The organism is uncultured Georgenia sp. (genome assembly GCF_937958535.1).
Classification (GTDB): Bacteria; Actinomycetota; Actinomycetes; order Actinomycetales; family Actinomycetaceae; genus Oceanitalea.
The window spans coordinates 1-10241 of the sequence record NZ_CALGNQ010000187.1 but is presented as its reverse complement, the minus strand read 5'-3'; the positions used below and the strand labels follow the sequence as shown (position 1 = coordinate 10241).

The following is a 10241-nucleotide window of genomic DNA, read 5'->3' as shown; positions in this document are numbered from 1 at the left end:
TCATCGTCTACGACGAGGTGCACCTGCTGCCCGCGCCGATCTTCCGGATGACCGCTGACCTCCAGGCCCGCCGCCGGCTCGGGCTCACCGCCACGCTCGTGCGCGAGGACGGCCGGGAGGACGAGGTCTTCTCGCTCATCGGGCCGAAGCGGTACGACGCCCCGTGGAAGGACATCGAGGCCCAGGGCTGGATCGCCCCGGCCGAGTGCATCGAGGTGCGCCTCACGCTGCCCGAGCACGAGCGCATGGCCTACGCCACCGCCGAGCCCGACGAGCGGTACCGGCTCGCCGCCACCGCCGAGGGCAAGGAGCGGGTGGTCGAGGACCTCGTCCGCCGCCACCGCGGTGAGCAGGTGCTCGTCATCGGCCAGTACCTCGACCAGCTGGAGGACCTGGCGAACCGGCTCGACGCCCCGCTCATCACCGGCGCGACGACGGTGAACCAGCGCCGGCAGCTCTTCGACCGGTTCCGCGCCGGGGAGGTGCCGGTGCTCGTCGTCTCCAAGGTCGCCAACTTCTCCATCGACCTGCCCGAGGCGGCGGTGGCCATCCAGGTGTCGGGGTCCTTCGGCTCCCGCCAGGAGGAGGCCCAGCGCCTGGGCCGGCTGCTGCGCCCCAAGGCGGACGGCAGGACGGCACACTTCTACACAATCGTCGCCCGCGACACCGTCGACCAGGAGTTCGCCGCGCACCGGCAGCGCTTCCTCGCCGAACAGGGCTACTCCTACCGCATCGTCGACGCCGAGGAGATCGACGCCGTCGGGCACTGACGGCGCTACGCCATCCGGGCGGTGATCCGCTCCAGGGTGGCGGCGGTGCGGCGGGTGAGGGCGGCGTCGCCGGGGTCCGGCGTCCCGGTGCGGACCCGCTGCGCGAAGTGGGCGACCTCGGCGCCGTACTGGTCGCCGTCGACCTCCTCGACGGTGGTCCCCTCCTCGCGCTCGAGGACGACGCGGGCGGTGCCACCGCGGCGGTCGGCCCGGAAGACGTCGGGCAGGTGGATGGCGCCGGTGCTGCCGACGAGCCGGGCCTCGGCCCGGAAGGCGGCGTCGAAGGAGCAGTGGAGATTCGCCGTCACCGTGCCGTAGCGGGCGGCGACGGCGACCCGGGTGGCTACCCCGTCGGGCCGGTCGCGGTGCGCGACGACGCCGAGCTCGTCCGGCTCGGCGCCGGTGAGCAGCCCCAGGAGGTCGACCGGGTAGCAGCCGATGTCGTTGAGCGCTCCCCCGCCCAGGTCGGGACGCAGCCGGATGTCGAGCGGCTCCTCACGGCCCAGGACGAAGTGGAAGGAGGACTCCACCGTGACCAGCTCACCGACCGCGCCGGCGTCGAGGAGCTCGCGCACCCGCCGCAGCTGCGGGTGGTGGCGGTACATGAACGCCTCGGCGTACTGGACGCCCGCGCGCCGGCACGCCGCCTCGACGGCGTCGAGCTCGGCCAACCCCTGCACGAGCGGCTTCTCGCACAGCACGTGCTTCCCCGCCTCGGCGGCCGCGCTCGTCCAGCGGGCGTGCTCGGTGTTCGGCAGCGGGACGTAGACGGCGTCGACCTCCGGATCGGCGAGCAGCTCCTCGTGCGTCGCGTAGTGCCGTGGGATGCCGAGCTCGGCGGCGAAGTCCGCGGCCCGGCCGCTGGCCGAGCTCACCGCCACGACCTCCCCGGCACCCGCCCGGCGGATCGCCGGGACGACCGCCTTGCGGGCGATCCGCGCCGCCCCGAGCACACCCCACCGGACCTGTCCCACCCTGGTTCCCTCCCTCTCCCGGTCGCGGTCCAGGCTAACGGGCCGGGCCCCGGTGCTGCCGGGCGCGGCATGATGGTCCGGTCAGGCGGACACGAGAAGGGGACCATGAACAGGAACGGGGAGCCGGTGAGCGCGGAGCTCGTCGCCGTCATCACCGCCGTGCAGCACGGCGTACCCCTCGTGCTCACCACCGCCGACGGCGGCCGCCTCCCCTCGGGGCCGCTGCAGCGGGGGCACCGCTCGATGCAGGAGGGGATGCGCTCGTGGGTGACCCGGCAGACGGGCTACGAGCTCGGCTACGTCGAGCAGCTGTACACCTTCGCCGACCGCGACCGCGGCCCGAGCCCGGTCCTGGAGATCTCCTACCTCGGGCTCACCACGGTGTCCTCGGTGACCCCGGGCTGGCACAGCTGGACGGAGTACTTCCCGTGGGAGGACCGCCGCGCGGGCTCCGACCTGGTCGAGCGGGTCATCGCCCCGGAGCTCCTCCGCTGGGCGGCGGCCGACCCCGAACAGGAGGAGCGGCGCCGGCTGCGGGCCGCGCTCACCTTCGGGCTCGATGACCACCAGTGGCAGCCGGAGATGACGCTGCAGCGCTACGAGCTGCTCTACGAGGCCGGCCTGGTCCCCGAGGCGCACACCGGCGGGACGCTCGAGGTCCCCGCGCACGGACCGGCGGCGGAGCTCGGGCTGCCCATGGCACGCCACCACCGCCGCATCCTTGCCACCGGCATCAGCCGGCTGCGGGCCAAGATCCAGTACCGCCCGGTGATCTTCGAGATGCTGCCGGAGAGCTTCACGCTGCGCCGGCTCCAGGAGACCGTCGAGGCGGTGGCCGGCCAGCACCTGCACACGCAGAACTTCCGGCGGCTCGTCGAGCAGCAGGAGCTCGTCGAGGAGACCGGGGAGGTGGACCCCTCCACCGGTGGCCGCCCCGCCAAGCTCTTCAGCTTCCGTCGGGCGGTGCTCGACGAGCGGGAGGCCGCGGGCACCAAGCTGCCCATCGTCCGCTCCCGGTAGTCCGTCGTTCCATTGCAATGCGGGGAGGGGGCCGCGAAGATCGAGGAGTGAGCCTCCGGACCCCACTGCGCGCAGCCGCCCTGCCCCTCCTCGCCCTGCTGCTCCTCCTGGGGGTCGGCGCGGCGCCCGCCTCCGCCGAGCCGCCGTTCTTCCTCGAGGACCGCGTCACCGACAACGCCGGGGTGCTCGACGCGGGGGAGGTCGAGGACATCGAGGCCGCCTTCGCCGAGCTGCAGGCGGACGAGGGAATCACGATGTTCGCGGTCTACGTCGACAGCTTCGACGGGATGACCGGTCGGGAGTGGACCGAGCAGACCTTCCGGATGTCGAGCATGGGTGGCAGCGAGGTGCTGCTCGCCGTCGCCGTCGAGGACCGCGTCTACTACCTCGGGGAGACGACCGCACTCGACGACAGCACCGTGCGGCGGGTGGAGGACGAGGCCGTCCGGCCCGCGCTGAGCAACGACGACTGGGCGGGTGCGGCGGTGGCCGCGGCCGAGGAGATCCGTGGCGGCGGGGGCGGGGGCATCGCCACGTTCGTCGTCGGCCTGCTCGTCATCGGGCTGCTCGTCATCGGCGTCGTTGCGTTCGTGCGCTGGTGGACGAAGCGGCACCGGGGCGACGCCGGGCCGCGGGGGCCGCGCGGGGAGGAGCTGCCGGCGGACCACCCGCTCCGCCTGCCCACCCCGGAGCTGAACAAGCGGGCGGCGTCGGCGCTCGTGGCGGTCGACGACGCGATCCGCTCCTCGGAGGAGGAGCTCGGCTTCGCCAAGGCCCAGTTCGGTCTCCAGGCCACCGACACCTTCAGCGCGGCGCTCGAGGACGCCAAGGAGAAGGCCGCCCGCGCCTTCCACATCCGTCAGCTGCTCGACGACGACCAGCCGGAGACCGAGCCGCAGGCCCGCACGATGATGGCCGAGATCCTCACCCTGTGCGACGAGGTGGCCGCCACGCTCCAGGCGCAGGCCGGCCACTTCTCCGAACTGCGCGACATGCAGTCCCGCGCGCCGCAGGTGCTCACCGAGATGGAGCAGCGCGCCACCGAGGTGGAGGGCCGGCTGCCCACCGCCCGGGTCGTGCTCGACGGGCTCGCCCAGCGCTACCCGGCGAGCGCGCTGACGTCGATCTCGCAGAACCCGCAGCAGGCGAGCGGCCTGCTCGAGGGAGCCCGCGAGGCCATCGCGGAGGGCCGTCGCCAGATCGAGGCCGGTGACCGTGCGGCCGCCGTCGCCGCCGCCTACACCGCGCAGGAGGCGATCGGGCAGGCCGCCTCCCTGCTCGACGCCGTCGACCGCGCCGGGGACGACCTGGCCCGGGCCGCCGAGCGGCTGGATGTCGCGCTCGCCTCGATCGGCGCGGACGTCCGGGACGCCGAGCGGCTCGCCTCCCCCGACGACCCGGTCATCGGCCCGCGTGTGGTCGAGGCCCGCCGCGCCATCGAGCAGGGCAACCAGGCCCGGCAGGGCGGCGACCCGCTGGCCGCGCTCGAGCGCCTCACCGCCGCCGAGGATGCGCTCGACGCCGTGCTCGCCCCCTCCCGGGAGCTCGAGGAGCGGCAGAACCGCGCCCGCATGCAGCTGACCCACCGGCTGGACGCCGTCAACGCGCGTATCGAGGCGGTCTCGGAGTTCATCCGCACCCGTCGCGGTGCCGTGGGCAGCGAGGCACGTACCCGCCTGTCCGAGGCCGCCCGCCTCGCCCGGCAGGCCGCCGACCTCGCCGGCAGCGACCCGGAGCGGGCGCTGGCGCTGGTGCAGCAGGCCGAGCAGCGGGTCGCCGCCGCACAGCAGCTCGCCGAACGGGACACCAGCTCCTTCGACGGCTGGGGCGGGGGCGGCTTCGGAGGGGGCGGCTTCGGCGGCGGCCGCGGGGGTATCGACGTCGGCTCCCTGATCCTCGGCGGCATCCTCCTCGGCGGCGGGGGCCGGCACAGCGGCTGGGGCGGGGGCGGCTTCGGCGGGGGCGGCGGCTTCGGCGGGGGTGGAGGCGGCTTCGGCGGGGGCGGCGGTTTCGGCGGCGGGGGCGGGCGCTTCTGACCCCGCCGTGGCCCCGGCCACAGTGGTTTGGAACAATCGAGCAGCACCGACGACGAGAGGTACACCATGACCGAGAAGCAGAGCATCCTGGGCCGCATCGCCCAGCTGACGCGGGCCAACATCAACGCCCTCCTGGACCGCGCGGAGGACCCGCAGAAGATGCTCGACCAGCTCGTGCGCGACTACACGAACTCGATCGTCGAGGCGGAGGAGGCCGTCGCCGTGACGATCGGCAACCTGCGGCTCGCCGAGCAGGACCACGCCGCCGACCTCGAGGAGGCGCGCGACTGGGGCAACAAGGCGCTCGCCGCGTCGAACAAGGCCGAGGAGCTGCGCGCCGCCGGCAACGCCGCCGAGGCGCAGCGCTTCGACGACCTGGCGAAGATCGCGATCACCAAACAGATCGCGGCCGAGAAGGAGGCCAAGGACGCCGAGCCGATGATCGCCGCCCAGAACGAGGTGGTCGACAAGCTCAAGACCGGGCTGACGCAGATGCGGAGCAAGCTCGAGGAACTGAAGTCCAAGCGCGACCAGCTCGTCGCCCGACAGAAGACCGCCGAGGCCCAGGGCAAGGTGCAGAGCGCCATCTCCTCGATCAACGTGCTCGACCCGACGACGGAGATCGCCCGCTTCGAGGAGCAGGTGCGCCGCGAGGAGGCGCGCGTCGCCGGTCACGCCGAGCTCAACGCGGGCTCCCTGGAGGCCCAGTTCGCCGAGCTGGAGGACTACGGCACGAAGTCCGAGGTGGAGCTCCGCCTCGCCGCGCTCAAGCAGGGCAAGCAGCCCGGCCAGATCGAGGCCTGACGGCGCGGGGCCGGGCCGGAGAGGCGCGGTCGGGTCGCGGTCCGAGCAGCGACGACCCGGGGGCCGGGGCCGACCGGACCCCCGCACGTGCCCCCGGCCCGACCGTGCGCCGACCCGACATACCCCGTCGTCCGCCGGACGCCGCTAAGGTGAGCCCATGCCCGACGCGCCCCGCACGTACCTCCTCATCGACGGGGAGAACATCGACGCCACCCTCGGCATGAGCGTGCTCGGCCGACGGCCCGCCCCGGAGGAGCGTCCCCGCTGGGACCGCATCCTCGACTTCGCCCACGTCGCCTTCGACCAGCCGGCCAAGGGGCTCTTCTTCCTCAACGCCAGCTCCGGGCAGATGCCGATGAACTTCGTGCAGGCGCTGCTCGCGATGGACTTCCACCCGATCCCGCTGTCCGGGTCGGCGACGGAGAAGGTCGTCGACATCGGCATCCAGCGCACCCTGGAGGCGATCGCCAAGCAGCCCTACGGGGATGTGCTGCTCGCCAGCCACGACGGCGACTTCCTCCCCCAGGTGGAGGCCCTGGTCGACGCCGGCCGCGACGTCGGCATCATCTGCTTCCGCGAGTTCGTCAACTCCCACCTCACCGAGCTGACGTCGCGCGGCCTGCGGATCTACGACCTCGAGGACGACCTCGGCGCGTTCCAGGCACCGCTGCCGCGCGTACGCATCATCCCGCTCGAGAGCTTCGACCCCACCCGCTACCTCTGACGGTGGCCGCCTCGCTGCTGGTCCGGCGAGCCCGGCTGGTCCCGGTCGCCTCCCGGCGTGGGTGCACCACCCCGCACCACCCGGACACGGTCGACGTGCTGATCGTCGACGGGACCGTGGTCGAGGTCGGCCCCGGTCTGCTGCGGCGGGGCGAGGACGAGCTCGACGCCGACGGCCGCTGGCTCGTCCCGGGCCTGTGGGACCAGCACATCCACAGCGGCCAGTGGGCACGCTCCTTCGGGCGCATCGACCTCGGCCCGGCCCGCAGCGCAGCCGAGGTCGTCGAGCTGGTGCGCAATGCCGTGACGGCGCGACCACCGGCCCCCGGGGGGCTGCTCGAGGGCTACGGCTTCCGGGACGCGCTGTGGCCCGACCTCCCCACGACGGCGGCGCTCGACGCCGTCGCCCCGCACGTCCCGGTCGTGCTCGTCTCCGGCGACGTCCACTGCGGCTGGCTCAACAGCGCGGCCCTACGGCGGCTCGGGCTGCCGCCGCGGGAGGGCCCGCTCCGGGAGCACGAGTGGTTCGACGTCCTCTCCGTCGTCGGCGAGATGCCGCACGCGGGTGACGACGCGCTGCGCACCGCGGTGGAGGCGGCCGCCGCCCGCGGGGTCGTCGGCGTCGTCGACGTCGAGTTCGCCCCGAACCACCGGACCTGGCCGGAGCGGGTGGCCACCGGCCTGGACCTGCTGCGCGTACGCACCGGCGTGTACGCCGCCGACCTCGACGACGTCCTCGCCCTGGGCCTGCGCACGGGCGACCCGCTGCCCGAGGGGCGCGGGCTGCTGACGATGGGACCGGTCAAGGTCATCACCGACGGCGCGCTCAACACCCGCACGGCGTTCTGTCACGAGCCCTACGCCCCGGCCGCGGGGCACGGTGTCTCCTACGGTGAGCAGACCGTCCCGCCCCACGACCTCGTCGCCCTCATGTCGCGGGCCACCCGCGCGGGGCTGGCGACGGCGGTGCACGCCATCGGGGACGCCTCGGTGACCATCGCCCTGGACGCCTACGACACCACCGGCGCCCGGGGGACGGTCGAGCACGCCCAGCTCGTGGGCTGCGCCGACCTGCCGCGCTTCGCCGCGCTCGGGGTGGCGGCGAGCGTCCAGCCGGCCCACCTCCTCGACGACCGCGACGTCGCCGAGGCGGTCTGGCCCGGCCGCGCGGACCGCACCTTCCCGCTGCGCTCCCTGCTCGACGCCGGGGCCGAGCTGCGTCTCGGGTCCGACGCGCCGGTCTCCCGGCTCGACCCCTGGCTCGCGATGGCCGCCGCCGTGCACCGCAGCGGCGACGACCGGCCGCCGTGGACACCGTCTCAGCAGCTCACGCCCGCCGAGGCGCTCGCCGCGAGCACCGACGGCTGGGGAACCGTCGCCCCCGGCCACCCGGGCGACGTCGTCCTCCTCGACACCGACCCGCTCGCCCCCGCCGACTCGTCGGCGGACGCGGCGGCCCACCTGCGCGGGACGCGGGTGGCCGCCACCGTCGTCGCCGGCCGCGTCACCCACCACGCCATCCCCTGACCGCTCCCCCCGCTCTCCCCCACCGACAGCCCACTCCCCACCGACAGCCCACCTCCCACCGACAGCCCACTTCCCACCGACAGCGCAGTTCTCATCGAGCGCGCACCGACCGACGCGTGGGCCCTCCCGTGCCCTCCAGCTGCCGCCCCTCACCCCGCGGCCGGCAGGGTGACCCGGACGGTGGTGCCGCCACCGGGCGTGTCGAGCACCCGGGCCGTCCCGCCGTGGGCCGCGACGAGCGCTGCGACGATCGCCAGCCCGAGTCCGGAACCACCGGAGGCACGGGTCCGGGAGTCGTCGAGGCGGTAGAAGCGCTCGAAGACCCGCTCGGCGTGCTCGGGGGCGATGCCCGGCCCGTGGTCGCGCACCTCGACGACGACCTGGTCCGCGACACGGCCGACCGCGATCTCCACCGGGCTGCCGGCCGGTGTGTGTCGGACGACGTTGGCGGTGAGGTTGGACAGCACCTGGCGTAGGGCGTCCTCGTCCCCGATCACGGTGGTCGTCCCCGGCGCGGGCGGTGGGTCGGTGAGCGGGAGGAAGGTCGTCGGGCGTTGCGGGTCGAGAGCGCGTAGGTCGGTGACGGCGTCGTTGGCGAGGACGGTGAGGTCGACGGGCTCGCGAGCGAGCTCCCGGCCCTCGTCGAGTCGGGCGAGCTGGAGGAGGTCGGTGACGAGGCCGCCCATGCGTCGCGCCTCGCTCTCGATGCGTGCCATCGCCGTGGGCAGCTCGTCCTCCCCGATGGCACCCATCCGGTAGAGCTCGCCGTAGCCCCGGACGGTCGCGAGGGGGGTGCGCAGCTCGTGGCCGGCGTCGGCGACGAACCGGCGCATGCGACTCTCCGACACGGCCTGAGCGGCGAAGGCGCGCTCGATCTGGGCGAGCATGGTGTTGAGTGACTGGGACAGGCGACCGACCTCGGTCCGCGGACTGGCGGTCGGCACCCGCTGGGAGAGGTCGCCGGCGGCGATCGCCCCAGCGGTCTGCTCGATGCGGCGCAGCGGTCGCAGGGCGCGGTGCACCGCGAACCAGCTCAGCGCGGCCCCGAGGACGACGATGCACAGTCCGCTGACCAGGATGGCGACGACGATCTGGGAGAACGTCTCGTCCACCCCGGCGAGCGGCAGGGCGACCGTCATCGTCGTGCCGGGAGCGTCCTGGACGATGTAGGTCACCGCCCGCCAGCGCTCTCCCGGCACGGTGCTGTCGACGGTGTACCCCGTCCCCGGCTCCGCGACCGACTCGGGCAGGATCGGCACCCCGAAGCTCTCCACCGTCCACGAGACGGCGATGTCCCGGGTCTCGCGGGGGAAGCTCAGCCGCAGGAAGTAGTCGCTCGGCATCCCGGCGTCGGCGCCCCGCTGCAGCCGTTCGAGGGTGTCGACGTCGATGTTCCGCGCCGTCATCGCGATCTGCTCGTCGGTCTGGGCGATGAGGTAGCCGTGCAGCAAGGTGCCGGTCGTCGTCCCGGCGACCGTGAGCCCCAGGCCGAGGAGGAGGACGAAGAGCAGGACGAGGCGACCCCGCAGCGAGACCGCCGCCCAGCGCTCCCGCAGCGTCATCGAGCACCCGAGGGGTCGCGCAGCATGTAGCCGACCCCGCGCCGGGTGTGGATGAGCGGGACCGGCTTGTCGCCGTCACTGCCCCGGCCGTCGATCTTGCGGCGCAGGTAGGAGATGTAGGACTCGACGATGGCGCCGTCCCCGCCCCAGTCGTAGTCCCACACGTGGTCGAGGATCTGTGCCTTGGACAGCACCCGGCCGGCGTTGACCATGAGGTACCGCAGCAGCTTGAACTCGGTGGGTGACAGGTCGATGGCGCGCCCGCCGCGGCGGACCTCGTGGGCGTCCTCGTCCAGCTCGAGGTCGGCGTACCGCAGCACCGCGTCGTCCGGCTCGTGACGCTGGGTCCGGCGCAGGATGGCGCGGATGCGCGCGACCACCTCCTCCAGCGAGAACGGCTTGGTCACGTAGTCGTCACCGCCGACGGTCAGGCCGGTGACCTTGTCGGACATGTCGTCGCGGGCGGTGAGGAAGAGGACCGGGGTGTGGTGCCCGGACTCACGGAGCCGCCGCGTGACGGTGAAACCGTCCATGTCGGGGAGCATGACGTCGAGGACGATGAGGTCCGGCTCCGCCTCCACCGCCAGGCGCACCGCCTCGTTGCCGTCGGCCGCCGCGACGACGTCGAACCCGGCGAAGCGCAGCGACGTCGTGAGCAGCTCGCGGATATTGGGCTCGTCGTCCACCACGAGGAGTCGTGCCTGCGTCTGCGACATGCCTCCAGTGTGCGTGGTGACGCTGGACGTTTCCTGGGAGGACGGTGGGAGCCGTGGTCGGGTCAGCCCCAGGGACAGCGCTGCAGCTCGAACGAGATGCCCATCAGCT

Annotated in this window: 9 protein-coding genes; 6 read left to right on the top strand and 3 right to left on the bottom strand. The window is 73.7% G+C overall.

The features are described 5' to 3' along the window. On the top strand, positions 1 to 770 hold a 770-nt coding region (locus tag Q0195_RS09865), incomplete at its 5' end, for a DEAD/DEAH box helicase (protein ID WP_299277728.1). Positions 771 to 775: 5 nt separating this feature from the next. Here Q0195_RS09865 and Q0195_RS09860 read toward each other — a convergent pair. Next, positions 776 to 1744, bottom strand: coding sequence for a Gfo/Idh/MocA family oxidoreductase (locus Q0195_RS09860; RefSeq protein ID WP_299277725.1), 969 nt, complete (start codon positions 1742 to 1744; stop codon positions 776 to 778). Positions 1745 to 1849: 105 nt separating this feature from the next. Here Q0195_RS09860 and Q0195_RS09855 point away from each other — a divergent pair, with 105 nt between their 5' ends. The 5 genes from Q0195_RS09855 to Q0195_RS09835 all read left to right on the top strand — a co-directional run bounded on the left by Q0195_RS09855 (position 1850) and on the right by Q0195_RS09835 (position 7854). Beyond that, a complete protein-coding gene (locus Q0195_RS09855; RefSeq protein ID WP_299277722.1) occupies positions 1850 to 2764 on the top strand; it encodes a hypothetical protein in 915 nt (304 codons plus the stop codon). Between the two features lie 47 nt (positions 2765 to 2811). After that, entirely contained in the window at positions 2812 to 4800 is a 1989-nt protein-coding gene (locus Q0195_RS09850) for a TPM domain-containing protein (RefSeq protein ID WP_299277719.1), read from the top strand. Between the two features lie 66 nt (positions 4801 to 4866). Next, positions 4867 to 5604 (top strand): PspA/IM30 family protein, encoded by a 738-nt coding sequence (locus Q0195_RS09845; protein ID WP_299277716.1) that lies wholly within the window; start codon positions 4867 to 4869, stop codon positions 5602 to 5604. Positions 5605 to 5761: 157 nt separating this feature from the next. Beyond that, a complete protein-coding gene (locus Q0195_RS09840; RefSeq protein ID WP_299277713.1) occupies positions 5762 to 6328 on the top strand; it encodes an NYN domain-containing protein in 567 nt (188 codons plus the stop codon). A 2-nt stretch (positions 6329 to 6330) separates the two neighbouring features. Further along, positions 6331 to 7854 (top strand): amidohydrolase, encoded by a 1524-nt coding sequence (locus Q0195_RS09835; RefSeq protein ID WP_299277712.1) that lies wholly within the window; start codon positions 6331 to 6333, stop codon positions 7852 to 7854. Between the two features lie 149 nt (positions 7855 to 8003). On the opposite strand, the gene Q0195_RS09830 is transcribed toward Q0195_RS09835, so the two are convergent. Then, entirely contained in the window at positions 8004 to 9416 is a 1413-nt protein-coding gene (locus Q0195_RS09830; RefSeq protein WP_299277709.1) for a HAMP domain-containing sensor histidine kinase, read from the bottom strand. Beyond that, a complete protein-coding gene (locus Q0195_RS09825; RefSeq protein WP_299277706.1) occupies positions 9413 to 10132 on the bottom strand; it encodes a response regulator transcription factor in 720 nt (239 codons plus the stop codon). The genes Q0195_RS09830 and Q0195_RS09825 overlap by 4 nt, the downstream gene beginning before the upstream one ends. Positions 10133 to 10241 lie beyond the last annotated feature (109 nt).